The sequence below is a fragment of the Clostridium beijerinckii genome (assembly GCF_036699995.1).
GTDB lineage: Bacteria > Bacillota > Clostridia > Clostridiales > Clostridiaceae > Clostridium > Clostridium helianthi.
Window position 1 is genome coordinate 2,070,558 of sequence record NZ_CP144906.1, and the last position, 25,897, is coordinate 2,096,454.

Genomic DNA, 25,897 nt, shown 5'->3' on the forward strand with positions numbered 1-25,897 from the left:
ATAATATAATGATAAAAAGCAATTATAATCTAGAGGAAACTATGGAATTTAAGGGATGGAATGATTTTGAGAATCTAGCGAGAGCATGTGGATATAGTAGTTGCGGTAAAAATGACAATGGAGATAACATAGAGGATGAGTTTGAAAATTCAGAATGTAGAGATATTCCAAACGGATTTCAAGATGTAGATCCACAGCTATTTATTCTTATAGGAGAGATATTAGGAAATATATTATCAGGAAGGCTTCCGTTCAATGTTCAAAATGCATTAGGAAATTGGTTACAGTTAGTTGGTCAAGTAATAGAGACATATAATGCCCAACAGCAATACTTCCAAGGAGGACCAGGAAGATACTTTGATCCTAAAAATTATAATGTAAGTAATACGTTTTGTAGTACTTCGCAAAATACTACCTCAAGCAAAAATAAATCTAATAAATCAACAAATGATATTAAGAAGAAAAATTCAGAAGATGACATGGATAGTAAGATAAACCATTTGGAATTATCCTTAAATGATTTAAGAGAAGAGATAAAAGCGATTAAAAAATTACTAGAAAAATAATTAAATTAAATTATTTTTCTAGTAATTTTTCTTTAACTTTTTTTAAATTTGTAACTTGTTTTGTTATAGTAGAGACAAATATTACTCCTAATGCCAATGTTCCAGCACTAGCTAATGTATTTAATCCTAATTCTACTGCACGGCTTATATTGCCACTTATTGTTTCGTACATTGTGTAATACATTCCAGAACCAGGAACTAGCGGAATAAGCGCACAAATTACCAAGGTGGTTACAGGAGTTTTTAAAAGCCTTGCACAAATTTCTGAATATATACTAAATAGTATTGAAGATATAAACAATGATAAGATATCGCCTACATAATTTTCTTTTAAATACAGATAAGAAAACCAACTTATAGCGCCACCTATAGATGCAAATATTAAATTCTTTCCTTTTATATTAAAAATTATTCCAAAGCCTAAGGATGCTAAAAACGAGACTGCAATTTGTGTTAGCATAAAACCTCCTAAATATTATGATAAAAAATGAAATATATTTTATTAGCTCATGATTGTGGTTAGAATTAACCTAAGTTATTTATAAATAGGCTTAAAACTGCTCCAGTTCCAACAGCTATAGAAACCGCAACTAAAAATGCTTCAGAGGCTTTTGTTATACCAGATAAAAAGTCACCGGCTATAGTATCTCTAATTGCATTAGTAATTGTGAGTCCAGGAACAAGAAGCATAATAGAACCTATAATAGTTTTATCTAAATTATTAGATAAATTTAATTTTATGAACGCTATAGCTAAAAAAGCACATAATCCTCCACTTAAAGAATTAGTGAAAAATTCGTTTATGTTTAATTTTTGACATATCACAACAATGATTTTTATTACTGCTCCTATTATGCTTGCAGAAATAAAATCCTTAAGGTTTCCACCAAACATAATGCTAAAGCATCCTGCACTAAGAGCAGACCATAATAAAGTGGTTAAGTTAGAGTACCTATGGCTATTGGATATGTTTGTAAGTTCCTTATTAAATTCATTCATATCAATAGTTTCTGTTTGTATTTTTCTAGAAAGATCGTTAACTAAATCTACTTTATGTAAATCAACACCTCTGGAAATGATTCTTTGAACAAGAGTAGCAACCTCATCATAATAAGTTACTGTTACCATTATCCCTGTCGGTATTACAAAACTATCAACTGTATGAGCACCAAAGGCAGTACATATTCTACTAATAGTTTCTTCGACTCTATAAGTTTCAGCGCCACTTTCTAGCATTATTTTTCCGGCCAATGTAGATACTTTAAGTAATTTATTTAAGTCCATAATTTTTTCTCCAATATATTTTTTATAACAAATGAATTATAGCACATAATAAATAATTCTTATAGGAGTAAGTTATATAATATTTAATAATGAAAGATTATATGTTATCAGAGGATAAAATCATTGGAAGTTAAGCATATTAATATAGTAGACTGAATCTATAAGATAATATAAAATATAACAAATTCTACTAAAGGCAATATAAAAATATAAAAAATAGTTGATAAATTTAGTAAGAAAACATATAATTTGAATATAAGTGAAACTCTTGTACATATTTTATACTATGTTAAAGTGATTTCTCGTGCCCGTTAGGGAACAAAAATATATTGGGGTGATTTATTAAGATGAATTTTGAAAATATACAAAGAGAAGATAAAGAAATTTATGATTTAATTGAGAAAGAGCTAGTTAGGCAACAAAAAGGAATAGAATTAATAGCTTCAGAAAATATTGTAAGTCCAGCTGTTATGGAAGCTATGGGTTCTTATTTAACTAATAAATATGCTGAGGGATATCCAAATAAAAGATACTATGGAGGATGTCACGTTGTAGATGAAATAGAACAAATTGCAATTGATAGAGCTAAGGAATTATTTGGTGCAGAGCATGCTAATGTTCAACCTCATTCAGGTTCACAAGCAAATATGGCTGTATATTTTGCGGTATTAGAACCAGGAGATACTGTATTGGGTATGGATTTGAGCCATGGTGGGCACTTAACTCATGGTTCTCCAGTTAACTTTTCAGGAAAATTGTTTAACTTTGTATCTTATGGAGTTGATAAAGAAACTGAGATGATTGACTATGAAAATGTAAGAAAGCTTGCTATTGAACATAAGCCAAAGCTTATAGTTGCTGGTGCAAGTGCATATGCAAGAATTTTAGATTTTCCAAAGTTTAGAGAAATAGCTGATGAAGTTGGTGCATTACTAATGGTAGATATGGCTCATATTGCAGGACTTGTTGCTGCAGGTATTCATCCATCACCAGTGCCATATTCTGATTTTGTAACAACAACAACTCATAAGACTTTAAGAGGTCCAAGAGGTGGGTTAATACTTTGTAAAGAGAAATATGCTCAAGTATTAAATAAAAACATATTTCCTGGAATACAAGGAGGTCCTTTAGAACATATTATAGCTGCTAAGGCTGTGTGTTTTAAAGAAGCATTAGACCCAAGTTTTAAAACATATGGAGAAAATGTAGTTGAAAATTGTAAAGAACTTGCAGCACAATTAATAGCTAGAGGTTTTAAAATTGTATCAGGTGGAACAGATAACCATGTATTCTTAGTTGATTTAAATAACAAAGATATAACAGGAAAAGAAGCGGAAGCTTTATTAGATTCAGTTGGAATAACTGTTAATAAAAACACGGTACCTAATGAAACAAGAAGTCCATTTGTAACTTCAGGAATCAGAATTGGTACAGCAGCGATAACAACTAGAGGTTTTGTAAAGGATGATATGGCTGAAATTGCATCAGTTATATCAGAGGCAATAGAGAATAGAGATGGAGATTTATCAGCTCTTAAAACTAGAATAGAAACTTTATGTGATAAACATCCATTATATAATTAAGTAATAAGGACATAGCGAGGCTTCATTTATATGAAGCCTCTTGTTATATTTATCTAGAATTCTAAAGAATAACTCAATATTCTTATTTTTGTGTTTATTATTATTTATACTTAAATAAGTAATTAAATACTTATGATAATAATAAAATAAAGTGAGGTTTAGAATTTACATAAGAGATTTTGAAAAGATAATATGATTTATGTGGAAGATGAGGAGATAGATGAAAAAAGCACTTTTAATTATTGATGCTCAAGAAGATTTTATTGGTGAACAGCGTAATAAAGAGAGATTTAATTTTGAAGATGTAGATAATCTTATTAATAATATAAATAAGAAAATTATATTTTATCAGAGAAATAAAGATATAGTAATTTATATTGCTAGTGTACTTCCTAATAATTTTTTTTATAAGAAATTTTTTGGATACGGTCTTGTAGGAACTAAAGGGGCCAAATTAGATAAGAGGATTAAGATAGTATCGCAAAATTATTTTGAAAAACAATTTGCAAGTGCTTTTAGAAATAGTAATTTAGTGAAATTCATGAAAAAGAATGAAGTAAGTAAAATAGAGTTGGTTGGAGTTGATAATAATGAATGTATTTTTAAGACTGCAAGAAGTGCAGTTAAGATTGGACTTAATGTTATCATCCCTAGCAATGGCATAGGAATTATTAATAATGAAAAATATCGTAGAATAAAGAACAAATTAAAGTCAATTGGAGTAGCTTATATATGAAGAAAAACCAATAAAATTAAGATTAAATTTTTATAAATATTTTATTTAAAAATTTCTCATGAACATTTAAAGTATTTCAGAATAATATATATTATGAAGAAAGAAGGTTTTATGGGAGGAAAATTTAATGAATCCTTATCAATTAATCATCAATGTTCAACAGAGAATGCAACAAGATCCTGACTTTGCTAATAAATTTAATAAAGCTGTATCTGAATTAAACAAGGTGCCGGGACTTCAACAAAGAGTTATTCAAATAGCTCAAATTAGTGATGAAAGCCAAAGGGAACAAGCTATGGAAAGATTACCTAAGGATGCAAAGCATGCCGTAAAAAGAATCTTAGGATTATTAGATGAGTATAATATTTATAAATGATTTAAATTAGAATTATATATTTTCAAGTACTTATTGAATAAAAGAAGTTTCTTATAGTTATAAGAATTTTAACTATAGGAAACTTCTCCTATTTTAGATAAAAAGTATAATAAATTTTTAGGGAAAATTTATTATTAATATGTTAATTTGGTTCAGAAATTAAAATCCTCTTTTTTCAGCTTCAATTCCACTTTCATTTCTTCCAGGTTTTTTTATTGTTGTGTTGTAACTACTTTTAGCATATTGATTTTGAGTTTTGTTGCCATTTCTTAAAAAATTACTTTCTGAATAATCTTTATTATTATTATTGTCCACAAAATCATCTCCTTTAACTTATTATATATATAGTATATCTACATTAAGAAAAATTAATTGTGGTAAATTTAGTATAGATATTATAAAAAATAATATTCTATTTTATAATACTTTTACAAGAAAATATTACAAAATAGAAATTAGTACAAATAAAACACCCCAAAAAAACAAATGCATGGAAAATGTTATGAATGAGCAAATGAGAAGTCGCTGCCTTGTATTTAAAGATGGTTCTATACTTACTCTTATAAGAAAATAAAAACCTGCTAAAGTAAAGAGCGCAGAACATATACTATCGTAAGAGAGTATAAAGATAAGTAAAATTAAGCCTAAAAATATAAAATTCCAGCCAGGCATGTATTTTACTTGTACATATTTTTCTCCTGAATCTAAGTATGTACCATTAATAGCAATATCACAATTGTTATCTATACTTACCAGAATGGCAGTTTTACTTCCCAATTTAAATGTAGTCTCGCGTGTAACTCCAAAAGTTTTAGAGCTTTGAAGTTTTACAGGAATGTTATTTACTAGTAGGGTCTTTCTTAAAAAATTTTTAGAATATTCTATAGTGTAATTTATATTATCTACATTGGCAATCCATCTTTGAGTTCCCATAAAAACCTCCTTTATTAATGAACATTAAAGTTATTATTATATAAATTTATAATGAAATTAAGTTAGTATATTTAAATATATACATAAATATGTGTGAATAGAATTGAGTTTTTACTTTAAAACAAATTATAAGTTAAATAATTAACTTAAAAATGACTAAGCCGAGAATAGTTGATTCAAAATAATAGGATTATCTAGAAAAACGTTGTATAATGGTAAAGTAATTTAAAATCATACTAATCATCATATAACTATAATGATTAAATGAATTATAAGATGTCTTAAAATTTGTAAAATAAATATGATTAATTGAAGAAGGATATATTTTGAAATAACGAATTTACATTTGAATTTTAGTATACAAAGTATGTTGTTAATTTATTAAGACTAGAATGGAAATAATTAATATCAGAATGTATATTTAAGATTGATTAAAATTTAATAAAAAATAGTATAATAGATGAAAAATATGAAGAAAAGATAATTTGATACGTTAAAATAAAAAAATATTTATTAAAATAAAATTAGGTATAGAAAATAAGCAATGATGAGAAATAAATTTTTATTATTGGATTTTTTATCGACAAGGAGAAAAAATGAGTAAAACATTAGTATTAGCAGAAAAACCATCAGTGGGGAGAGATTTGGCAAAAGTTCTTAAGTGTAACCAAAATAAAGGTTCATATATAGAAGGTAGTAAATATATAGTGACTTGGGCAATGGGACATTTAGTTGGGCTTATGGATCCTGAAGGATATGATAATAAATATAAAGAGTGGAAAATGGAAACACTCCCAATGCTTCCAAAACATATGAAACTTACGGTGTTAAAAAAGACAGGAAGACAATATAATGAAGTAAAAAAACAACTATTGAGAAATGATGTTAGTGATATCGTAATCGCTACAGATGCTGGAAGGGAAGGAGAACTGGTAGCACGCTGGATATTAGAAAAGTCAGGAGTTAAGAAACCATTAAAGAGATTGTGGATTTCGTCTCAAACTGAAAAAGCTATTTTAGACGGGTTTAGAAATTTAAAGCCTGGTGAAGCTTACGAAAATCTTTATAAGGCAGCAGTATGTAGAGCAGAAGCAGATTGGCTTGTGGGACTTAATGTGACAAGAGCATTAACATGTAAATATAATGCACAATTATCAGCAGGAAGGGTTCAATCACCGACACTAGCTATGATTGTATCAAGGGAAGAAGAAATACGAAATTTTAAACCTAAAGCTTATTATACTTTAGAAGGAAAAACTAAAGGATTTACTTTATCATGGATTAATAAAGATAATAATTCAAGAATTTTTGATGAAGAATATGCAAGTAAAGTGGCTTCTAAACTAAGAAATTCAGATGGAAAAATAGTTAATGTAAGCGAAACAAATAAGAAAAAGTTTTCTCCTGCCCTCTATGATTTAACTGAATTACAAAGGGATGCGAATAAAATATGGGGATATTCTGCAAAACAGACATTAAATATAATGCAAAGGCTTTATGAAAATTATAAAATATTAACTTATCCAAGAACAGATTCTAGATATATTACAACAGATATTGTAGCTACTATTCCTGAAAGATTGAAGGCAATATCTATTGGTGAATATAGGACTGCGGCAGAAGAACTGCTTAGGAGTAAAATAAATGGTCATAAAGGATTTGTAGATAATTCCAAGGTAAGTGATCACCATGCTATTATCCCAACAGAAGAAAAGCCTAATTTATCAGCTTTATCATCTGAAGAGAGAAAAATCTATGACTTAGTAGTCAAAAGGTTTTTAAGTGTTATGCTTCCACCATTTGAATATATTCAAACTACAGTAGAAGCAGAGGTTGAAGGAGAAAAGCTTGTTGCGAAAGGAAAAGTTATTAAGGCCAAAGGTTGGAAAAAGCTTTATGATAAATTAGAGGAAGATAATGATGATGAAGAAATAAAAGAGCAAGTGCTTCCCACAGTATCCAAAGGGGATAGTATTAAGGTAGATAGTGTTAATATAAAGAAAGGTGAAACAAAACCACCTGCTAGATTTACAGAGGCTACACTTTTATCAGCTATGGAGAACCCTCATAAATATATAAACGTTAGTAAAGAAGCTGCAAAAACTTTAGGTGAGACTGGTGGACTTGGTACAGTTGCTACTAGAGCAGATATTATTGAAAAGTTATTTAATTCTTTTGTTATAGAAAAAAGAGGTAAGGAAATAATTCCTACGTCAAAAGGAAAACAATTGATAGAACTCGTTCCAAAGGATTTGAAATCGCCACTTTTAACAGCCAAATGGGAGAGTCAGTTAGATGAAATAGCTAAAGGAAAAAGAGATGATCACTCATTTGTAAAAGAAATGAAAAATTATTCAGTTGCATTAGTTGAAGATGTTAAATGTACAAATAGTAAATTCGTTCATGATAATAAAACCGGAAAGAAGTGTCCTAACTGCGGCAAATATTTGTTAGAAGTCAAAGGAAAGAATGGGATAATGAATGTTTGTCAGGACAGAGAGTGCGGTTATAGGGAAAGTGTGGCTAGAGTAACTAATGCTAGATGTCCTGAGTGTAAGAAGAAACTAGAGCTAAGAGGAAATGGTGAGGGAGCAATATACGTATGCCCTGGCAGTAACTGCAATTTTAGAGAAAAAGCTTCTCAATTTAAGAAGAGATTTGAGAAAAATGGAAAGATTGATAAAAGAGAAGTGAATAATTATATGAAGAAAATGAAGAAAGAAGCAGAAGAATTTAATGATAATCCTTTTGCTGCATTATTAGGCGATATAAAATTTGATAAATAGTAAAAAACTTCTAGTAATTTAAAGTTACTAGAAGTTTTTTATTAAATATATTTATACCCTTTATTTCGGTAGTTATGCATAAGTTAAAAATATTGTCATATTGTTAAGAAAATTAGAATTACTTGTTATATTATTTCTTCTTATGGTAACACTAATTCTGAAAGGAGGCAGTAACTATGAAAAATAATGCAAAAAGAATTATATCTTTTACTTTGATATTTATTTTTACTTTATTACTTTTACCAATTAACTTAGCCAAAGCTGTAGATACGGATGAAAAAGTAAAATCAGATGGAACTAATATTGAAGCAAGATCAGCTTTATTAATGGAACCAATGAGCGGCAAAATACTTTATGAAAAGAATGCAGATGAAAAATTTGCACCAGCATCTGTAACAAAAATTATGACTATGTTGATAACAATGGAGGGCGTAGATAGCGGAAAAATTAAATTAGATGATAAAGTAACTTGTAGTGAAAATGCTAAGAAAATGGGCGGAAGTACAATGCTTTTAGACACTGGAGAAATAAGAACTGTTGAAGAACTTTTGAAAGGTGTAGCGATAGCTTCTGGAAATGATGCGGCAGTTGCACTTGCAGAATATCTTGGAGGTACAGAGCAAGATTTTGTTAATATGATGAACAAAAGAGCGCAGGAACTTGGAATGGTTAATACAACATTCAAAAACTGTAATGGATTACCAGCAGATGGACATATGTCTACTGCAAAAGATATAGCAATAATGTCAAAAGAGTTATTGAAACATCCAAAGGTTTTAAAATATACAGGAACTTATATGGATAATATATCAGAAGGAAGAAAATCTCCAATAGAACTAGTAAACCACAACAAATTAGTTAGATTTTTTGAAGGTTGTGACGGGTTAAAAACTGGATTTACGGATGAAGCTAAATACTGCATTAGCGCTACAGCAACAAGAAATGGAGTAAGAATGCTATCTGTAATAATGGGAGCACCAACTTATAAAATAAGAAATCGTGATGCAGGTGTTTTACTTAATTATGGATTTTCAAAGTATGAAGGCAAAAAGCTTGTATCTAAAGATGAAGAAATAGATAAAGTATATATGGATGAACAAACAGATAAGTTCTTTATGGCAATGGCTAAAGATGACTTAAATGTCATACTTCCTAAGGGTGACAATAAGGATTTAGAGAAAAAAATTGTTATAGATGAGCTAAAAAAAGAATACAAAGCAGGAGATATAGTTGGAAAATGTGAAGTTTATTTGGGTAGCGAAAAAGTAGGAGAGGTAGATATATATTGCGATAGAGATGTCAAGAAAGGCAATATAATTGACAATATAAAATATAATATTAAAAACTTATTCGAAAAAGGTGTATAGCCTCAATAAAAAAATATTATGAATTTTATATTTTTCTTGTAAAACTATAAATAAGAAATAATTCAAGCATAGTTGAAGAATAAATTTAATTAAATTTATTTAGCTATGCTTGTTTTGTATTTTTATGATATGTATATTTTTAATAAGTCTCTATATATTGCTACTAAATGAAATGTTTAACTTACTAAAATTTCAAGCGTAAATTTATTATTCAAAGTATATATATTGCAGAAATAATTCTTCATTATAATTCTAAAAATATTGCAAGAATTTTAGCCGTAATTATGAATTGTGAAATGTGCATTGTGAAATGCAACATATATATAAATTAATGATTCTTGTTTTAGGTGTTATTACTTGTTATTATATATTATAGTACTTATTATTTAGATTTAAAGTTATAATTTAAGTATAATTCATAATGGAGGTAAAAAAGATATATATGGAACTTCCAAAGATTAAAATTAATGATTTTGAAGGCCCGTTTGATCTTCTATTACATTTAATAAGAAAGAATCAAATGAGTATATATAATGTGAAAATATATGAAATAACTAATCAGTATCTGAATTATATTAATGAAATGAAAAAGATGGATTTAGAAATAACTTCTGAGTTTATTGTAGTAGCGGCTACCTTAATAGAAATTAAATCTAAGAATTTGTTGCCGAAGCTTAAAAAACAAGAAGATGATGAAGAAGATGATGAGAAAAAGCTTTTAGAAAAACTTATTCTTTATAGGAAAATAAAAGGGGTTTCAGTATTTTTAAAAGACAGATATACTAGTGCTGGCGAGATATATGGAAAGAAACCAGAGGTAATAGAAGAAAAAAGAGATGATACTGATAAAAAAGATTTATTAAAAAATATAAGTCTTATAGAATTGTTTAATATATATAATAATTTACTTGAGATATACAATAATAAGCAAAATAGAAATAACATAATTCAGAAAAAAATATATGTGGATAAATATAAAATAGAAGATAAGTTAGAATATATTATGGACAAGTTAAAAACAGAGAAGGTAAGTAGCTTTCACAAAATTATTGAAAATTGTGAATGCAAATTAGAGTGTGTTGTGACATTTTTGGCATTGCTAGAGATGATTAAACAGAGGATGATCAAAGTATATCAAAGCGAAAATTTTAGCAATATATTGATTGAAAGGAGAACAGATGATGAGTAATGATAAAGGGATTCAAATTCCATTTATAGATGACAAGAAAAAAGATTCTTTAAAATCCGCAATAGAATCTTTGTTATTTGCTAGTGGAGAACCATTGAGTTTACAGGATTTGGTTAACCATCTTGAAGAAAAAAATAAACTTATTGAAATTATCATCCATGAAATGATGGAAGAATACGAAAATAATAATAGAGGAATAAAAATAATATGTATTAAAGGAAGTTACCAGTTAGTTACGAAAGCTGAAAATTCAGATTATATACAGAAGCTTCTAAAGAAAAACAAAAGACAATCTTTATCCCAAGCATCTATAGAGAGTTTAGCCATAATTGCTTATAAGCAGCCTATAACAAGAATTGATATTGACGAAATTAGAGGCGTTAAATCAGAGAGTGCTCTTCAAAGACTTTTAGAAAAAGATCTTATAAAAGAGGTCGGCAGACTAGAAGTGCCTGGTAGACCAATCTTATATGGAACAACAGATGAATTTTTAAGACAATTTGAATTGAAAGATTTAAAGGAACTTCCTTCTTTAGATTTATTTGGGCAAGAAGATGTTCAGGAAGATCATGGACAGGAATAAAATTTAAGGATATATTATCGGAAGTAATAAATATATTAATATTTGAAATTTTAAAAAACAATAAAATTTATTTTTAAATTTCTTGCATTTATTTTATTAAATTTGAGAGAGAAATAGTGTATTATTGAACAACTACTTCTCTCTTGAATTAAAAATTAGGAGCAATTTAAATATTATCGCTATCACTGCAATAACATTCTTCGGAATTATTATCAACAGTAGTAGTATTGACAGTAGCAGATTTTTTATTCTTTCCACATATATCTTTTACTAAACTTTTTACAATATCTAAGATTTGAGGAACTGTATCTACAATTCTATCATATGTAGTATCTTGATCTACAGGTAGCATTCTAACACCATCTTGTTTAACAACTAGGAATGCTACAGGTTTAACAGAAACCCCTGCTCCAGAGCCGCCTCCAAAAGGAAATGTTGTACTTGTGATATTTTGCTTTAAATTTAGACATTCACTTCCACCAGAAGCGAATCCAAAGCTTAATCTTGAAACTGGAACGATATAAGTTCCATCTTTTGTTTCTATAGCTTTCCCTATTACTGTGTTTACATCAATCATATCCTTAAGATTTTCCATAGTACTTTTCATTAAGTTTTCGACATGTTGTTCACTTGACATAATAAATCCCCTTTACTAAGGGGTCACCTCCCTTGTTTCTCATTGTTTTTTAACAAATTAATTATTATATATATAATGTTTGCAAGTGATAAGAAAATTATACTTGAAGTTTCAATTTTTAGTAAAAATTTATCCTCAAATAGAGGGGTTATTTTAAAATTAAATCTCTTTATATTAAAAATGTAATTAAGGAGAATATAAGTTAATGATGTTGTATTATATATAATTCCATAGAAAATTGCAGTTCTTGCAGCATCGTTTAGGGAATAGTCCAAGGACAAATTTATTTTTAACAGTGGCTTGTATTTTAAACTACTTAAAGTAGAAATCAGATGCTTGAAATTTATTTTACTATTAATTTTTGAAAAAAATTTATGCTTATTTTTAATTAAAGGCGAATTTTTGAGTTTTTTTATACGTGTCGCTCTTTTCTTATTTCTAGAGATAAGATTAAATCCATATAATTTTATATAATAATCTATTGTAGAATAGTAAATACTAAATTTAATAGGGATAGGAATAAAAAATATTAATAAGACCACTAAAAAGACATAAAATAATTTCATAAAATTCCTCCAAACTATATCTACTCCATAATTATTGACTAATAATAAAAAAATAAACCTAGAAAATTATCAAAATTAGGTTTAAAAAATAATTTTAAAGGTAAACTAGAACCAAATAGTAAGTTTAGAAGGTGATTAATTATGCGAAAAGGTACTAGTAAATGCACTTCATTGATAGCACTAATTCTTATATGTACTCAAATAATATGTATAGATGCAAATGCTAAAAGTAAATCTAATAATTTAAGAGTAAATGCTAGATCTGCGATTGCATTGGATAAGGAAAGTCATGCAGTTTTATTTGAACAAAATGCTTATGAGATAGTTCCAATGGCAAGTACAACAAAGATACTTACTTCTTTAATAGCTATTGAACAAGGTAATTTAGATAAAAAAGTAGTAATAAGCAAAAAAGCAGCTAGTATAAGAGGATCTACAGTTGGTTATAAAGAAAACGAAGAAATTACTTTAAGAGAGCTAGTTTTTGGGCTAATGTTTAAGTCAGGAAATGATGCAGCAATAGCTATTGCCGAGGAATTAGGGGGATCAATAGAAGGATTTGCAGAAATAATGAATCATTATGCTAGGGGTATAGGAATATTAGATTCACATTTTGAGTCTCCTCATGGATTGGATAGTAGTAAACATTATTCTTCAGCATATGATTTAGCGATACTTACTGCTAAGGGTATGGATTACGATCTATTTAGAGAAGTAGTAGGAAGTAAACAAATCTCAAAGGAAAAGTATAATTTTACTAGAGATTATAATAACATAAATAAAATATTGTGGAGAATTCCAGGAGCTAATGGTGTCAAAACAGGATATACAGGCCAAGCAGGTAAGTGTTTAGTTTCATCAATTAATAATAATGGCAAAGATGTTATCATTGTGGTTTTAAATTGTCCAGATAGATGGAATGTTACAGAAAAAATATATAATTATGTATTAGAAAAAGTAGCATTTGGAAATCATACAGTTAAAGAATTGGTTTAGTAAGCAATAGTAGATAGTTTTTTATTACTATCTACTTTTTTTATTAAATAAAGCATTTCAGAGAATCAAAGACAAGTAATCTGAGTATTAAAATATAGATTAAAATATTGCAAAATAAATAATTTTAAACAATTATATTTGTGTCAAATTAGATATTTTAAAATAATTTATATTAGAAGCAATTTTATCTAAAGGAGAAAAAATGGTAAAAGAGGCTATTGATTGTATAGATGCGGGAACGGAGTATTGTCCATGTAAACTTGCAGAGTATGGGCAGTGTTTGACCTGCTCCCAATGTCAAGGCGAAGTTTTTTGCGATTGTTTAAATTGGAAGGGGGTTTGTATATATCAAGAACTCCATAATAATGGAAATAAAGCAAAAGAAGGTCGTAAAACTTTTGAATGTAGCGTGGTAGAGGTACAAAATTATAATGATAAATTAGTGATAATTAAATTTAAAGCTCCTCATAAATTAGTTATAGATTTGGTGAAACCTGGAAGCTATGTATTTATAAGAACTGATGGAAATAATTATTTTGATGTTCCAATATCTATAATGAATTCAGATATAGAGAATGACACTATAATGGTTGCTGTTGAAATCAGGGGGGTTAAAACTGCTAAGTTATTAGATATAAAAACAGGCGGGAACATAGTAATACGTGGACCTTACTGGAATGGTGTTTTTGGAATTAAAAATATATTGGCCCAAAAGAATAATAAAGCATTAGTACTTGCAAGAGGTATTGGATTAGCTCCTATGATACCTGTAGTAAAAAAATTAATTTCACAAAGTAATGATGTACAAATAATAATTGATAAAGATCCATTTGAAGAAAATTTTTCTGAAGAAATTTTATCTGAATATAAAATAGAGGTATCAGAGTGCTCACTATTGGATAAGGGCAAGCTCTCAGACCATGCAAAAGTGTTGATTAAGGATTCACTTAAAAATGGAACTAATTATATTCATGTAGCAGGGGCCGATATTTTGACTTATGGTGTTATTAACTATTTAAGCGACATTAATAGAAATGATGTCTCACTTTCATGTTGTAATAATTTTAAGATGTGCTGTGGTGAAGGAATTTGTGGAGCATGTACATCAAGATTTTCAGGTCACAGAGTAAAAAGATTCTGCAAAGAACAGGCTGACCCGAGAAGTATTTTTGAAGGGAGAAGATTTATATGAAGGTTATTATTGTTGGCGGAGGTTGGTCTGGATGCGCGGCAGCAATTTCAAGTAAAAAAGCTGGAGCAGATGTTACTATCATCGAAAAGACAGATTTGTTACTTGGACTTGGTAATGTAGGTGGAATAATGCGTAATAATGGTAGATATACTGCTGCAGAAGAATTAATAGCTCTTGGTGGAGGAGATCTGGTTAAAATCACAGATGAGATTTCAACTCATAAAAATATAGATTTTCCTGGACATAAACATGCTACACTTTATAATGTCAATTTAATAGAGGGAGTTGTTAGCAAATATTTGAAATCATTAGATATAAACCTAATGATGGAGAGTAGAGTTAATGATATCAATTTTGATGGACAAAAAATAAAAGGTGTTTACCTTAGCGATGGAACTTATATAGAAGGTGACGTATTTATAGAAACAACAGGAACTACTGGGCCTATGGGAAATTGCTTGCGTTATGGAAATGGCTGCTCGATGTGTGTTTTAAGGTGCCCTGCTTTTGGGCCTAGAATCAGTATTAGTGAGAGATGTGGAGTTTCCGATATTCAGGGTGAAAGAGGAGATGATATCTTAGGAGCGTTCTCTGGTTCTTGTAAATTGGCTAAAGAAAGTTTGTCAGATGAAATAAGAAATGAGTTAGATTCTAAAGGTGTTGTAATTTTAAAAGTTCCTAATGAAGATATAAATTATGATAAATTAAGTACAAAAGTATGCCAACAATATGCTCTCAAAGAATTTGCTGAGAATATCATACTTTTGGATACTGGACATGCAAAGCTAATGACAACTTACTATCCGTTGCATAAACTAAGGAAAATAAAAGGATTGGAAAATGCTAAATATGTTGATCCATACGCAGGAAGTAAAGGAAACTCCATTAGGTATTTATCAGTTGCACCAAGAACTAATGACTTAAAGGTAATTGGTGTAGATAATTTATTCTGCGCAGGTGAGAAATGTGGGTTATTTGTAGGGCATACAGAAGCAATGTGTACTGGTACTTTAGCTGGGCACAATGCGGTAAGATTAGCTATGGGAATGCCGCTTTTGATACTTCCTTCATCTATAGCAATCGGAGATATAATAACTTATGCAAATGAAAAGGCTAGTACTAGAGAAGGAAGAAAAGATAGATATACTTTCGCAGGTTCCGTATATTTTAATAGGATGAAAGAATTGGGGTTATATACAATAGATGTAGATGAAATTACAAAAAGAATCAAAAAAGTAAATTTAGATAATATTTTTAGTCAAAAATTATTATAATAATTATTATAACTAAGAAGAGGTTATGAAGATTTAAAAGACATGGTATTTAAAATCATGTCTTTTATTTTTACAAAGAAACTTACATTAAGCATTAATTAAATAAGTTAGGAAAATTTATGCTATAAGCTGATATTAATTAAATTTTAATTAATTAGAAAGATAAATGAAATAAGTTTGGCTTTTTAACACCAATCATATGATTGTACATAACATATAGTATATAAAAACTGAGGAGGAATTAGAGATGAGCAACAATAATAATTGCGATATTGCTTATGGTCGTCATTATAGAGGAAACCAACTTGGTGATAATTATTATAGGTATAGGGATCATAATCATGAATTTGTATCAAGCACAAATTATGCAGAAGATGAGAAGTGTGAAGAACACAACCATCGTATTGCTGGGACTACTGGTCCAGCAATAAGGGTTGGACTATCTCATGTTCATAGAATTGAAGAAGTCACAGACACATTTAATGATCATAATCATAGAATTTGCATTACAACTGGTCCAGCGATTTATATTTCACGAAATAAGCATATTCATATAGTTCAAGGGCAAACATCATTCAATGATGGGCATGATCACGATTATTTTTTTACGACTCTAATTGATGATCCATCTAATGTACCAGATAGAAATTAACCATAAATTAAGCTGTTTTTGTTTGCAGGTATTATTGCCTAAACAATATGAATCTTCATAGCTATTAGCCACACTCTAGCATAAATAGGGTGTGGTTAATTAGTTTTCTTATTTTTTCGAAAAGACAGATACGTAAAAAAATCTACACATATAAAAAGAGTGCGAAGCACAATACGGAACTTATATAAAAAGAGTGCGAAGCACAATACGGAACTTATATAAAAAGAGTGCGAAGTACAATATGGAATTTAACCAAAGTTTCTTGCAATCTTACTCTTAGGCAAAATAGAGGAGATTCATATCAAATTTGTTAAGTAAAAGTTATATTTTTTGATAATAAATCAGAAGGATATTTATAATATTTTAAAATTATATGGAAGCAGAAAAAAGTTTTAATAAATTGTCAATAAAATTGACTTAAATATTAAATTAATTTTAAAATATTGATTTGAATTGTCAAAAGAATGATTATATTATAGACAAGAATATGTTTTATATGACATAAATATATTTTAATATTTAAATATAGCATAAAAGTATATCAAAATTGCAAATAATAAATAAAAATACTATTCATTCTATTTGAATATGCTAAGTATTTAAAATTAAGGAGTAATAAAAATGGCAAAGAATAACAAACAAAAGAAATTAACATTAATTACACTTATTCTGATGATCTTTACATCAGTTTTCGGATTTGCTAATATGCCAAGATCTTTTTATCTTATGGGTTATGGGGCAATTCCTTGGTTTATATTAGGAGGGATAACATATTTTATACCATTTGCATTCATGATGGCGGAATATGGATCTGCATTTAAAGATGAAAAAGGTGGTATATACTCATGGATGGAGAAGTCTGTAGGTCCTAAGTTTGCATTTGTAGGAGTTTTCATGTGGTATTCTTCTTACGTAGTATGGATGATAAATATATGTTCTACTATTTGGATTCCGTTATCAAATACAATATTTGGAATAGATACTACATCAAGCTGGGGAATACTTGGATTGAATTCAACTCAAATTTTAGGTGTACTTGGTGTTATATGGGTGTCTGCAACATATTTTATATCAAAAAGAGGAATAAGTAAAATAACTAAGATTACATCAGTTGGAGGAATAGCAGTAGCGCTTCTAAACATAGTTTTAATAGTGGGCGCAATTATAATATCTATATTAAACAAGGGACAATTTAAAGAGGAAATTTCATCTACAATGTCTTTTGTTAATTCACCAAATCCAGCTTATCAGAATATTAGTTCAGTTTTATCATTCCTGGTTTTTGCTTTATTTGCATATGGTGGTATCGAAGCTGTGAGTGGTCTTGTTGATCAAACTGAAAATCCAGAGAAGACATTTCCTAAGGGGATTTTAATAGCAGCAGCTATAATTTCTGTTGGTTATTCTCTTGGAATTTTCTTGATTGGAATATTTACAAACTGGGCAGGCACTCTTTCGGGTGAAAACATCAATATGGCAAACGTTGCATATGTTGTTATGAATAATTTAGGATATACCTTGGGCAGCTCAATGGGATTAAGTAATTCGTTATCTATACAAGTTGGAAATTGGGTAGCTAGGTTCGTTGGATTATCAATGTTTTTGGCATTAACAGGGGCATTTTTCACACTATCATATTCTCCGCTTAAACAGTTAATAGAGGGAACACCAGCAAAACTTTGGCCAGGAAAGATGGCTGTTATTGATGAAAACGAGATGCCAATAAATGCAATGTTTATTCAAACCATTATAGTAGCAGTTATGGTGCTATTTGTTTCTATGGGAGGAAGCAGTGCAAAATTATTTTTCACAATGTTAGTATTAATGACTAATGTTGCAATGACTATACCATATTTATTTTTATCAAGTGCATATATATCATTTAGAAAAAAGGATAATATAGAGAAGCCTTTTATAATATTGAAAAGTAAATCATCTGCTATATTTATAGGAATTATAGTTACGGCAGTGGTTGGATTCGCAAATTTCTTTACAATTATCGAGCCAGCAATTCATGGTGATTACAAATCTACAATTGCTATGATTGCGGGACCTGTAGTTTTTGCTGTAGCAGCATTATTAATCTATGCTAACGGAGAGAAGAAAAAAGATATTTAGAAAATTGTTTGTACATAATAAAAATAACTAGGGGTTATAATCTCTAGTTATTTTTATTTGTACAAATAATTTACGATTACATTATATATATTAAGGAAAAAATAAGAAATGTTAAACAATTATTAATTGAAAAATCAAGAAATGAGTTTTATAATTCAAGTGTACTATATGAATTAGTACACTTAATACAATTAGGAGGGAAGTTTATGAAAAAATCAACGATAATTATTATGATTGGAATTGTCATTATAATTACTGCTTTTCTTGGGATGGATAATAATAAAATCTATCAAAAGCAGAAGCATTTTGAAACAATAAATGAAGTTCTAGATCAACTAAATGGTAAGCCATTAAAAGCAATTGATGAAACTGGAAAGTTCACTGAAACAAATGAGTTTAAAGAATGTTTTTCAGAACGAAAAAGGATAACTAATATTGATTTTAATTTCTCAAAGGTAAAAATAGAAAAAGTATATGATCTTAGCGAAAAAGATAAAAATGAAATGTTAAGTGAATATGATGGATTTAGAAATAATTTTTCTAAAAGACGTCCAATAACAAGAGAAGAACCAATAAGTTTAATTGTTGATGCAGATAATTACAGATATCCAGAGGGAAAAAATGATAGGCCACAAAAGCTAAAAGTTAACTTGGTCCTTGTAGATGAGGGAGAAGGTTTAGTAATTGATTATATTACGTATCATTCTTATGTAGAAGGTAAAGACAATGCTTAGAGTTGATCCTAGGAGTAGTACTCCTATTTATGAACAAATAGAACTTGGGATAAAGGAACTTATTCTAAAAGGAGCTTTAAAGATGGGTGAGAAATTACCATCAGTTAGAGAGTTGGCATCAATACTTATGATAAACCCTAATACAATAAGCAAAGCCTATGGTGAACTCGAAAGAGAAGGTATAATTGAAACTTTAAGGGGAAAAGGAACTTTTATAACATCTAATTATGAAGGTAAGGGGGATCATAAAAAAATGGAGCACATTTCAAATGAATTAAAAAAAATTATACTTGAGGCAAGTTATGGGGGCGTTAGTAAAGAAGAATTTATAAGGTTAGCGCTTCAAATATTTTCTGAGTTAGGGGTGGATGATAATGATAGAAGTGAATAATTTATCATTCGAGATTGATGGAAAGCAGATTTTGGAAAATATAAATATCAGAATAGATAAAAATAAAATATTTGGAATTATAGGGCCAAATGGTGTTGGGAAAACTACACTTTTAAGATGCTTAACAGGAATTTATAAAGGAACATCAGGAAATGTACTTTATGATGGGCGAGATGTTTATGATAATATAGATGTTAAAAATAAGATTGGATATGTAGCAGATGAGAATATCATGCAAACAAATTTTAAAGTTAGCGAAATACTGAAGTACTATAAATATTCATATAAAAATTTTGATGAAAAAAAATTTAATGAATTAAATAAAATTTTTAAAATTCAAACTAATAAGTATATATTCCAATTATCCAAAGGGATGAAAATGAGACTTTCCATAATGCTAGCTTTTTCTATTCATGCTGAATATTTAATATTGGATGAGCCAACATCAGGACTAGATGCAATACTAAAGAATAAATTATTAAAGATATTTGCAGATGAAGTTTTTGAAAATGGTACAACTATAATAATAAGTTCTCATCATTTAAATGAACTTGAGAGAATTTGTGATGATGTAGCTATTTTAGATAAAGGCGTAGTTACATATGAAAATTCTGTGGAAAATATGAAGAATAAGATAAAAAAGATACAAGTGGCTTTTGATGAGTCTGTTTATGAAGAAGATTTAAAACTTAAGGGAATATTTAAAATTAGTAGAGTTGGGAGAGTATTTAACATAATAACTGATGAATATGACGGGGAATTTATAAAAAGCTTAGAAAAATTCAAACCGTTATTTATTGAAGAAATAGATCTAAGCTTGGAAGATATCTTTATCTATAAAGTTGATAAGGAGGATAATGATGAAAAAATATTTAAATAAAGGATTGTTATATGCATGGTTTAATTCTGCTAAGGCAGCCATCTTTATAGGATTATTAATATGGGGGGCTGTAGCATATGAAATCATAAAGAACAATTTAAATGATGTCAGAAATGGACTTGCAAACAATTTTGATAACTACTATTATACGAATGTTTGGCACGAATATTTCATGCTAGCAATTATATTTGTAGCTATATATTTTATAGCAAAGGGAATTAATAAGAGAAATACTGAAATGTTCTTATGCAGTGGACCATACACAAAAAAGCAGATTAGATATAATGAATTCATATGTCTTTTGATTACATTAATACTTTTTGTAATAACGTATGTTTATATAGCAATAGTATCATATTTCGGTAATGCTGAATTTATATCAGTTGTTGAGGGATATTGGAATATAGTTACTGTAGAAACTTCAAAAATAATTTTACTTGGAATTATTGGTATAATGTTTATGTTAATAATAGATTTGATGTTTTCTAATTCAGTAATAGGATTTATTAGCATGATTTCTGTAATACCTGTATCTATTTCTATAATAATAGCTAAGGTTATTTCCATACTTGAGTATTTTGGAGTTAATAAAGATTATAGTTTGTTAGATAAAATAGAAGGGTTAGATTATAACGTTAAATTAAGAGGTTTTTGTGAGATTGTATTTAATAGAATTAGCGTTAAAGATATAATAATCAGACATTTATGGAGTGAGATGGTAAGTATTTTATTTATCATTATAATTATGATTATTGTTTACAGTGTAGTTCAAAATAAATATAAACTAGAGAATGCTAATAAGATCTTTTCATCACAAAATAACGAAAAGATTTTAGTAACACTAGTATCAACAGCAGTTGGATCATTTGCATCATTATTTTTGACTGAAAGTTTTATTCATAGTTTGCAGCTAAAGAATGGAAGTTCTAGAGCATTAATAGGGTCAGACTTAGTCAAGGGTCTTGGACTAGATATAATATGCATATTTTTAATTGGATTTATAGCCTACAAGGTAATGAAAAGAATATTAAAAAATATAGTTTAGGCGATAAAAATAATTTTTGATAAACAAAATATTTATAGATTTTAGTTTAGTGAGAACCATATGCAGTAAGTATACTTGTAGATGGTTCTCATATTTTATTTAAATCATAAAGAACAAAAAATATATGTATCGAATAGAATATATTAACAAAAGAATAGGAGATGATCAACATGTCTAAACATTCTAATGATTGTTGCTGCTGTAAATGTAATTCTTGTTGCTCTTGCAAACCTAGTTGCTGTAACGTTTGCGGATGCGGCGGCGGCTGCGGAGGATACGGTGGTTACGGTGGATATGGCGGCGGCTTCGGAGGCTACGGCGGCTTTGGAGGCGGATGTGGCTTTGGTGGCTGCGGAAGCTGGCTTTGGATTTTATTAATTTTATTCCTTGGTGGCGGAGCAGGTTGCGGAGGATTTCTCTGGTAATTTGATTAATCATAAGGAGTACAATTTAAAAGTAGCCTTATAATTAGATGATAGAAACGCTGGTGACAGCGTTTCTATTATTTTATATTCAAATAAAAATAATTAGAAAGTTGTATTATATAAGTGAAAAAGATATAATCTAAAATGTAAAAGTATAAATGTATTTATATGCTAAATGGAGTGATTTAAATTATGGAAGAAAGATTGCAGAAATATCTCGCAAATTGTGGAGTGGCTTCAAGAAGAAAATGTGAGGAATTAATAATTTCAGGTAAAGTTAAAGTAAATGGGGTTATAGTTAATGAAGTAGGAATAAAAATAGATCCATTAAAAGATATGATAGAATATAATGGAAAGGAAATAAAAAAGAAAGAAGATAAAGTTTATATAATGCTTAATAAGCCTGAGGGGTATATTAGCTCGGTTAAAGACGAAAAAGGCAGAGCTACTATTTTGGATATAGTTAAGGTGAATGAGAGAATCTATCCAATTGGAAGATTAGATTATGATAGCTCGGGATTATTGTTATTAACAAATGATGGAGAAATTTATAATAAAATAATTCATCCAAGGGTAGAAATAATAAAAAGGTATGTGGCAGTAGTTAAGGGCGAGGTAACTGATAAAGATAAGATGAAGTTTGAAATAGGTATAGATATTGGAGGATATATTACTGCTCCAGCTGAGCTTAAAGTTATCAGTTATGATAAAGGTGTTTCGACTATTGAGATTGGTATTCATGAGGGAAAGAATAGACAAATAAGAAAAATGTGTGCTGCTATACACCATGATGTATTATCTTTAAAAAGAATATCTATAGGAGAAATAAAACTAGGATATTTAAAAAGAGGGGAATATAGAAAGTTAAACAAAGAAGAACTAGATTATATCAATAGTTTATAGATAATAATTAAATTATAAAGAACAGATGAAAGAAAGTTGATCATACATCATTAATAAATTAAAGCAAGATATTGATTTTAATAATATAATGCGTAATGAAAGTAGCTTGATAAAATATTGCAAATTTTTAATATGCGCTGTGAAAAACAAGTTATTTGTTGAATATTTAGAAATAAGATGATAGAATTAAGATAATATTATTCAATGTTGTAACAGGAAGGCAAAAGATGGATGAAGTAAATAACGAAAATAGTAAAGATTTAATGAGATTAATTCAGGGGAAATTTATAAGGTTAAGTAAAGGTCAAAAATTAATAGCTGAGTACATATTAAAAAATTATGATAAAGCAGCATTTATGACGGCAGCCAAACTAGGAATATCTGTTGGAGTTTCTGAATCAACAGTTGTAAGATTTGCGATTGAGCTTGGCTTTTCAGGATATCCTAAATTGCAAAAAGCACTACAAGAACTTATAAAGAATAAGCTAACAACTGTACAGAGATTAGAGCTTAGAAATGATTATTTTTCTGATGGAGATGCATTAAAAGGTGTACTAAAAGCTGATATGGAAAACATACGTGCAACTCTTGAAAAAATTAATCAAAATACGTTTGAAGATGTAGTAAAGGGGATTTTTGAGGCAAATAGAATATACATAATTGGTCTTAGAAGTTCTACTGCTCTTGCGGAGTTTTTAGGGTTTTATCTAAATATAATACTGCAAAATGTTAAAATTGTAAGTTATGGAATTTCAGATGTATTTGAACAAATGATAAATGTAGGAGATGGAGATTTAGTTATAGGAATTGGTTTTCCTAGATATGCTGCTAAAACTATTGATGCATTAGAATTTTCACAAGATAGAGGAGCCAAAGTGGTTGCGCTCACGGATAGTTTACTATCACCTCTTGCGTCTAAAGCTGATCACACATTAATTGCACAAAGTAATATGGCATCATTTGTAGATTCTTTAGTTGCACCTATGTCAGTAATAAATGCACTAATTATTGCAGTAGGAATGCGAGAGAAGGAAAACATATCTGATATTTTTGGTAATTTAGAACAAATATGGCAGACATATAATGTTTATTCTTATAATAATAGAAATGTTGCAGATGACTAAAATTCTAGTAAATAGAGCTGTTCTCAGAATGATTATGAGGGCAGCTTGTTTTTATTAAATAAAGATAAATTTATTTTAATGAGAATGATAAGTTTAGAGGTGAAATATTGAATAAAAATATAGAGATGCCTAAAAATGTTACATTAATCATTGATAGGTTATTAGAAAATGGATATGAGGCTTATATGGTTGGAGGATGTGTTAGAGATTGTATTCTAGGAAAAGAACCTAAAGACTGGGATATAACAACTAATGCTAAGCCACTAGAAGTAGTGGAATTATTTGATAAAGTTATATTAACTGGATTAAAGCATGGAACAGTTACAGTAATGCTAAATAAAGAGAGTTATGAAATTACAACTTATAGGTCAGATGGTGAATATGAAGATAATAGACATCCTAAAGAAGTTAAGTTTGTGAGTTCTTTAAAGGAAGATTTGGCGAGAAGAGATTTTACAATTAATTCAATGGCATATAATGATATAAGTGGATTAGTAGATTATTTTAATGGGGTAGAGGATTTAGGTAAAAAGATAATAAGAACTGTAGGTGACCCTAGAAAAAGATTTGATGAGGATGCCCTAAGAATGCTTAGGGCAATTAGGTTTTCTGCCCAACTAGATTTTACTATTGATAGGTTAACACTAAATTCAATAAAAGAACTTAAAGATAATATAAGAAATATATCAAAAGAGAGAGTTAGAGAAGAGTTTAATAAGATATTACTTAATAATCCAAGAAAAATAGAAATATTGAGGGAATGTGGAATTTTAGAATACATAGTTCCGGGAATAAGCAAAATCTATAATTTTAATAAAAACAATTCTTGCCATTCACATGATTTATATAATCATACCATTATAGCAACTGAAACTGTAGAATCCCAAATATATTTGAGATTGAGTATGCTATTTCACGATTTTGGAAAAGCTTGCACAATAAGAACTCATGAAAATGACAATTTGCATTACAGTTCTTATTCAAAAGAATCCTCAAGAATAGCCAATGAAATATTGAAATATTTGAAATATGACAATAATATAATTAATAAAGTTACACTTCTTATACAGTATCATGATTATAGAATTGATAATAAAGTATCTATAAAAAAACTACTGAGAGAAATAGGTATAGATCTTTTTAAAGATCTAATTAAAATTCAGCGAGCGGATATACTTACTCAGGATTCTAAATACTCTGAAAAGCATTTAATAAATTTAGATGAGGCCGAAAATATTCTTAATGAGATAATTGATAACGATGAATGTTTTAATTTAAAGAATTTGAAAATAAATGGTGGAGATTTATTGTCTTTAGGATTTAACAAAGGAAAAGAAATTGGTGAAATGCTAAATTATTTGTTGGATATTGTAATTGAAAATCCTAAATTAAATGAGAAACGGGAACTAGTTAAATTAGTTATGAAACGATGGAGATAAAATTTATTAATATAGAATATGTTAATAATCAAAAGGTATAGATTCAAATTAAGCGCTGCTCATTTTGAATTTATACCTTTTATTTTAGGTCTTTTAATTTGTATATATAAATATTTAA

General features: G+C 28.6%; 27 protein-coding genes. 21 read left to right on the forward strand and 6 right to left on the reverse strand.

Features of this window, described 5'->3' with window-relative positions; genetic code table 11:
* Nucleotides 1–41: 41 nt before the first annotated feature.
* Nucleotides 42–566 (forward strand): hypothetical protein, encoded by a 525-nt coding sequence (locus tag PZA12_RS09660; protein ID WP_181005996.1) that lies wholly within the window; start codon nt 42–44, stop codon nt 564–566.
* A gap of 10 nt (nt 567–576) precedes the next feature.
* Here PZA12_RS09660 and PZA12_RS09665 read toward each other — a convergent pair whose 3' ends face one another.
* Both PZA12_RS09665 and PZA12_RS09670 read right to left on the reverse strand, forming a co-directional pair.
* Nucleotides 577–1,026: a threonine/serine exporter family protein gene (locus tag PZA12_RS09665; RefSeq protein WP_077839021.1), complete on the reverse strand. Its 450-nt coding sequence runs from the start codon at nt 1,024–1,026 to the stop codon at nt 577–579.
* A gap of 65 nt (nt 1,027–1,091) precedes the next feature.
* Entirely contained in the window at nt 1,092–1,850 is a 759-nt protein-coding gene (locus tag PZA12_RS09670; RefSeq protein WP_077839022.1) for a threonine/serine ThrE exporter family protein, read from the reverse strand.
* A 347-nt stretch (nt 1,851–2,197) separates the two neighbouring features.
* Here PZA12_RS09670 and glyA point away from each other — a divergent pair, with 347 nt between their 5' ends.
* The 3 genes from glyA (at nt 2,198) to PZA12_RS09685 (ending at nt 4,545) form a co-directional block, all read left to right on the forward strand.
* Nucleotides 2,198–3,433 carry a serine hydroxymethyltransferase gene (glyA, locus tag PZA12_RS09675; protein ID WP_103698307.1) on the forward strand — a complete coding sequence of 412 codons (1,236 nt, stop codon included), beginning with the start codon at nt 2,198–2,200 and terminating at the stop codon, nt 3,431–3,433.
* Between the two features lie 220 nt (nt 3,434–3,653).
* Nucleotides 3,654–4,169 carry an isochorismatase family cysteine hydrolase gene (locus tag PZA12_RS09680; protein ID WP_078117035.1) on the forward strand — a complete coding sequence of 172 codons (516 nt, stop codon included), beginning with the start codon at nt 3,654–3,656 and terminating at the stop codon, nt 4,167–4,169.
* A gap of 127 nt (nt 4,170–4,296) precedes the next feature.
* Nucleotides 4,297–4,545, forward strand: a complete 249-nt coding sequence (locus tag PZA12_RS09685; RefSeq protein WP_078117034.1) for a hypothetical protein — start codon at nt 4,297–4,299, stop codon at nt 4,543–4,545.
* Nucleotides 4,546–4,704: 159 nt separating this feature from the next.
* Here PZA12_RS09685 and PZA12_RS09690 read toward each other — a convergent pair whose 3' ends face one another.
* Together PZA12_RS09690 and PZA12_RS09695 are read right to left on the reverse strand one after the other, a co-directional pair.
* Entirely contained in the window at nt 4,705–4,860 is a 156-nt protein-coding gene (locus PZA12_RS09690) for a hypothetical protein (protein ID WP_011969194.1), read from the reverse strand.
* A gap of 126 nt (nt 4,861–4,986) precedes the next feature.
* Complete coding sequence (locus PZA12_RS09695; protein ID WP_077855285.1) at nt 4,987–5,478, reverse strand: hypothetical protein; 492 nt, start codon at nt 5,476–5,478, stop codon at nt 4,987–4,989.
* Between the two features lie 596 nt (nt 5,479–6,074).
* Between PZA12_RS09695 and PZA12_RS09700 the strand changes: the two genes are divergently transcribed.
* From PZA12_RS09700 to scpB, 4 genes are all read left to right on the forward strand, one after another.
* A complete protein-coding gene (locus PZA12_RS09700; protein WP_103698308.1) occupies nt 6,075–8,264 on the forward strand; it encodes a DNA topoisomerase III in 2,190 nt (729 codons plus the stop codon).
* A gap of 176 nt (nt 8,265–8,440) precedes the next feature.
* Nucleotides 8,441–9,631 (forward strand): D-alanyl-D-alanine carboxypeptidase family protein, encoded by a 1,191-nt coding sequence (locus PZA12_RS09705; protein ID WP_103698309.1) that lies wholly within the window; start codon nt 8,441–8,443, stop codon nt 9,629–9,631.
* A 442-nt stretch (nt 9,632–10,073) separates the two neighbouring features.
* Nucleotides 10,074–10,820 carry a segregation/condensation protein A gene (locus tag PZA12_RS09710; protein ID WP_077840853.1) on the forward strand — a complete coding sequence of 249 codons (747 nt, stop codon included), beginning with the start codon at nt 10,074–10,076 and terminating at the stop codon, nt 10,818–10,820.
* Nucleotides 10,813–11,403: an SMC-Scp complex subunit ScpB gene (gene scpB / locus PZA12_RS09715; RefSeq protein WP_078117031.1), complete on the forward strand. Its 591-nt coding sequence runs from the start codon at nt 10,813–10,815 to the stop codon at nt 11,401–11,403. The genes PZA12_RS09710 and scpB overlap by 8 nt, the downstream gene beginning before the upstream one ends.
* 166 nt (nt 11,404–11,569) lie before the next feature.
* Here the strand turns inward: scpB and ytfJ are convergent, their stop codons facing one another.
* A complete protein-coding gene (gene ytfJ / locus PZA12_RS09720; protein WP_077840855.1) occupies nt 11,570–12,040 on the reverse strand; it encodes a GerW family sporulation protein in 471 nt (156 codons plus the stop codon).
* A 23-nt stretch (nt 12,041–12,063) separates the two neighbouring features.
* Nucleotides 12,064–12,606, reverse strand: a complete 543-nt coding sequence (locus PZA12_RS09725) for a DUF2953 domain-containing protein (RefSeq protein ID WP_103698310.1) — start codon at nt 12,604–12,606, stop codon at nt 12,064–12,066.
* A gap of 141 nt (nt 12,607–12,747) precedes the next feature.
* On the opposite strand from PZA12_RS09725, the gene PZA12_RS09730 reads away from it, so the two are divergent.
* The 13 genes from PZA12_RS09730 (at nt 12,748) to PZA12_RS09790 (ending at nt 25,779) form a co-directional block, all read left to right on the forward strand.
* Nucleotides 12,748–13,602, forward strand: a complete 855-nt coding sequence (locus PZA12_RS09730; protein ID WP_078117029.1) for a D-alanyl-D-alanine carboxypeptidase family protein — start codon at nt 12,748–12,750, stop codon at nt 13,600–13,602.
* Between the two features lie 202 nt (nt 13,603–13,804).
* Complete coding sequence (locus PZA12_RS09735) at nt 13,805–14,794, forward strand: sulfide/dihydroorotate dehydrogenase-like FAD/NAD-binding protein (protein ID WP_103698311.1); 990 nt, start codon at nt 13,805–13,807, stop codon at nt 14,792–14,794.
* Entirely contained in the window at nt 14,791–16,068 is a 1,278-nt protein-coding gene (locus tag PZA12_RS09740) for an FAD-dependent oxidoreductase (protein WP_078117027.1), read from the forward strand. Before PZA12_RS09735 ends, PZA12_RS09740 begins: the two co-directional genes overlap by 4 nt.
* A gap of 247 nt (nt 16,069–16,315) precedes the next feature.
* Nucleotides 16,316–16,720 (forward strand): YmaF family protein, encoded by a 405-nt coding sequence (locus tag PZA12_RS09745; RefSeq protein ID WP_103698312.1) that lies wholly within the window; start codon nt 16,316–16,318, stop codon nt 16,718–16,720.
* Nucleotides 16,721–17,341: 621 nt separating this feature from the next.
* The gene (yjeM, locus tag PZA12_RS09750) at nt 17,342–18,838 is read left to right on the forward strand and encodes a glutamate/gamma-aminobutyrate family transporter YjeM (RefSeq protein WP_103698313.1); all 1,497 of its coding nucleotides are present in this window, start codon (nt 17,342–17,344) and stop codon (nt 18,836–18,838) included.
* A 206-nt stretch (nt 18,839–19,044) separates the two neighbouring features.
* Nucleotides 19,045–19,572 carry a hypothetical protein gene (locus PZA12_RS09755; RefSeq protein WP_181005997.1) on the forward strand — a complete coding sequence of 176 codons (528 nt, stop codon included), beginning with the start codon at nt 19,045–19,047 and terminating at the stop codon, nt 19,570–19,572.
* A complete protein-coding gene (locus tag PZA12_RS09760) occupies nt 19,565–19,963 on the forward strand; it encodes a GntR family transcriptional regulator (protein WP_103698315.1) in 399 nt (132 codons plus the stop codon). Before PZA12_RS09755 ends, PZA12_RS09760 begins: the two co-directional genes overlap by 8 nt.
* Nucleotides 19,947–20,843, forward strand: a complete 897-nt coding sequence (locus PZA12_RS09765; RefSeq protein WP_103698316.1) for an ABC transporter ATP-binding protein — start codon at nt 19,947–19,949, stop codon at nt 20,841–20,843. Before PZA12_RS09760 ends, PZA12_RS09765 begins: the two co-directional genes overlap by 17 nt.
* Nucleotides 20,824–21,888 (forward strand): hypothetical protein, encoded by a 1,065-nt coding sequence (locus PZA12_RS09770; protein ID WP_103698317.1) that lies wholly within the window; start codon nt 20,824–20,826, stop codon nt 21,886–21,888. The genes PZA12_RS09765 and PZA12_RS09770 overlap by 20 nt, the downstream gene beginning before the upstream one ends.
* A gap of 170 nt (nt 21,889–22,058) precedes the next feature.
* Nucleotides 22,059–22,313, forward strand: a complete 255-nt coding sequence (locus tag PZA12_RS09775; RefSeq protein ID WP_077839510.1) for a ground-like protein — start codon at nt 22,059–22,061, stop codon at nt 22,311–22,313.
* 192 nt (nt 22,314–22,505) lie between these two features.
* The gene (locus tag PZA12_RS09780) at nt 22,506–23,216 is read left to right on the forward strand and encodes a pseudouridine synthase (protein WP_077839509.1); all 711 of its coding nucleotides are present in this window, start codon (nt 22,506–22,508) and stop codon (nt 23,214–23,216) included.
* Nucleotides 23,217–23,443: 227 nt separating this feature from the next.
* The gene (locus PZA12_RS09785) at nt 23,444–24,340 is read left to right on the forward strand and encodes a MurR/RpiR family transcriptional regulator (RefSeq protein ID WP_012058122.1); all 897 of its coding nucleotides are present in this window, start codon (nt 23,444–23,446) and stop codon (nt 24,338–24,340) included.
* A gap of 107 nt (nt 24,341–24,447) precedes the next feature.
* Nucleotides 24,448–25,779 (forward strand): CCA tRNA nucleotidyltransferase, encoded by a 1,332-nt coding sequence (locus tag PZA12_RS09790; protein ID WP_103698318.1) that lies wholly within the window; start codon nt 24,448–24,450, stop codon nt 25,777–25,779.
* Nucleotides 25,780–25,897: the final 118 nt, after the last annotated feature.

Bases quoted from the DNA above. Each gene is read 5' to 3' on its own strand.
- PZA12_RS09680 (WP_078117035.1), top strand. From the start codon at position 3,654: ATGAAAAAAGCACTTTTAATTATTGATGCTCAAGAAGATTTTATTGGT.
- PZA12_RS09780 (WP_077839509.1), top strand. From the start codon at position 22,506: ATGGAAGAAAGATTGCAGAAATATCTCGCAAATTGTGGAGTGGCTTCA.
- PZA12_RS09745 (WP_103698312.1), top strand. From the start codon at position 16,316: ATGAGCAACAATAATAATTGCGATATTGCTTATGGTCGTCATTATAGA.
- PZA12_RS09660 (WP_181005996.1), top strand. From the start codon at position 42: ATGGAATTTAAGGGATGGAATGATTTTGAGAATCTAGCGAGAGCATGT.
- PZA12_RS09730 (WP_078117029.1), top strand. From the start codon at position 12,748: ATGCGAAAAGGTACTAGTAAATGCACTTCATTGATAGCACTAATTCTT.
- ytfJ (WP_077840855.1), bottom strand. From the start codon at position 12,040: ATGTCAAGTGAACAACATGTCGAAAACTTAATGAAAAGTACTATGGAA.
- PZA12_RS09770 (WP_103698317.1), top strand. From the start codon at position 20,824: ATGAAAAAATATTTAAATAAAGGATTGTTATATGCATGGTTTAATTCT.
- PZA12_RS09755 (WP_181005997.1), top strand. From the start codon at position 19,045: ATGAAAAAATCAACGATAATTATTATGATTGGAATTGTCATTATAATT.
- PZA12_RS09775 (WP_077839510.1), top strand. From the start codon at position 22,059: ATGTCTAAACATTCTAATGATTGTTGCTGCTGTAAATGTAATTCTTGT.
- PZA12_RS09665 (WP_077839021.1), bottom strand. From the start codon at position 1,026: ATGCTAACACAAATTGCAGTCTCGTTTTTAGCATCCTTAGGCTTTGGA.
- yjeM (WP_103698313.1), top strand. From the start codon at position 17,342: ATGGCAAAGAATAACAAACAAAAGAAATTAACATTAATTACACTTATT.
- PZA12_RS09705 (WP_103698309.1), top strand. From the start codon at position 8,441: ATGAAAAATAATGCAAAAAGAATTATATCTTTTACTTTGATATTTATT.
- PZA12_RS09725 (WP_103698310.1), bottom strand. From the start codon at position 12,606: ATGAAATTATTTTATGTCTTTTTAGTGGTCTTATTAATATTTTTTATT.
- glyA (WP_103698307.1), top strand. From the start codon at position 2,198: ATGAATTTTGAAAATATACAAAGAGAAGATAAAGAAATTTATGATTTA.
- PZA12_RS09760 (WP_103698315.1), top strand. From the start codon at position 19,565: ATGCTTAGAGTTGATCCTAGGAGTAGTACTCCTATTTATGAACAAATA.
- PZA12_RS09765 (WP_103698316.1), top strand. From the start codon at position 19,947: ATGATAGAAGTGAATAATTTATCATTCGAGATTGATGGAAAGCAGATT.
- PZA12_RS09710 (WP_077840853.1), top strand. From the start codon at position 10,074: ATGGAACTTCCAAAGATTAAAATTAATGATTTTGAAGGCCCGTTTGAT.
- scpB (WP_078117031.1), top strand. From the start codon at position 10,813: ATGAGTAATGATAAAGGGATTCAAATTCCATTTATAGATGACAAGAAA.
- PZA12_RS09735 (WP_103698311.1), top strand. From the start codon at position 13,805: ATGGTAAAAGAGGCTATTGATTGTATAGATGCGGGAACGGAGTATTGT.
- PZA12_RS09685 (WP_078117034.1), top strand. From the start codon at position 4,297: ATGAATCCTTATCAATTAATCATCAATGTTCAACAGAGAATGCAACAA.
- PZA12_RS09700 (WP_103698308.1), top strand. From the start codon at position 6,075: ATGAGTAAAACATTAGTATTAGCAGAAAAACCATCAGTGGGGAGAGAT.
- PZA12_RS09740 (WP_078117027.1), top strand. From the start codon at position 14,791: ATGAAGGTTATTATTGTTGGCGGAGGTTGGTCTGGATGCGCGGCAGCA.
- PZA12_RS09670 (WP_077839022.1), bottom strand. From the start codon at position 1,850: ATGGACTTAAATAAATTACTTAAAGTATCTACATTGGCCGGAAAAATA.
- PZA12_RS09785 (WP_012058122.1), top strand. From the start codon at position 23,444: ATGGATGAAGTAAATAACGAAAATAGTAAAGATTTAATGAGATTAATT.
- PZA12_RS09695 (WP_077855285.1), bottom strand. From the start codon at position 5,478: ATGGGAACTCAAAGATGGATTGCCAATGTAGATAATATAAATTACACT.